This window comes from Dellaglioa sp. CoH-55-MRSF-7 (assembly GCF_056782235.1).
Map to the genome: position 1 here is coordinate 1 of NZ_JBXAYI010000026.1, position 787 is coordinate 787.

Consider the following 787-nt stretch of genomic DNA (forward strand, 5'->3'; position numbering starts at 1 on the left):
GTATAATGGGAATCACTAAATTATTGGAGGTTCCCATGTTCGAAAAAGTCACCAAGCATTTCAAAGTCGCGGCACTGCGCCGCCGTATCCGGAAGCTCCGAATCGATGAGGCAGCGCAGATCGCGGTGGTGAACGCACAAGTCGATGTTATCAACAAAGCGAAGAGCGCCCCTTGGTATTTCGTGGAAGACATGATCGAGGGCAATCGCCGGTTGGCTGTTATTCAGGCTGCACTGAAGGCAAATCTTCAGGAGCTTGATCGTTTGACCAAGCGCCAGTAATTCGGCATTTCGTAGTAAATAGTACCGTGGGCAGGAGCCCGCGTTTTACAATGTTCAGCAACAGGAGTTGCAAAATGGAAAAGCAAGTCAAGAAGCTCGCAGTATTCATCGGTCGTTTCCGCCCATTTCACGTCGGTCACCAGCAGGTAATCGATGCTGCGATCATGCAGGCCGATCGCACGCTCGTGCTCGTTGGTTCGGCTAATCGTCCGCGTACCGTCAAGAATCCTTGGACGGCGCACGAGGTTGCCCAAATGATCGAGGCTGTGAATCCGGAAGCCATTGAAAAGGGCTTCCTCGAACTCGAAACGCTCAACGATCACCTGCATGACAACGACTTCAAATGGATGGCTGAAGTCCAGCGTCGCGTCGATTTCGCGAAGCGCGCGCTGGAGATGGATGCGCTTCATTCCACCGGTCTCGTCACCGAAGTGGAGGTAGTCCTCATCGGCCATTCGAAGGACCAGAGTTCGTACTACCTGAAGAAATTCCCGCAGTGGGGGTCG

General features: G+C 53.1%; 2 protein-coding genes. Both read left to right on the top strand.

The window, feature by feature from the left end; genetic code table 11:
- A partial coding sequence (locus AC1RPU_RS07650) for a hypothetical protein (RefSeq protein WP_481769590.1) occupies positions 1-281 on the top strand: 281 nt, incomplete at its 5' end.
- A 74-nt stretch (positions 282-355) separates the two neighbouring features.
- The coding region (locus AC1RPU_RS07655) for an adenylyltransferase/cytidyltransferase family protein (protein ID WP_481769591.1) at positions 356-787 on the top strand (432 nt) is incomplete at its 3' end.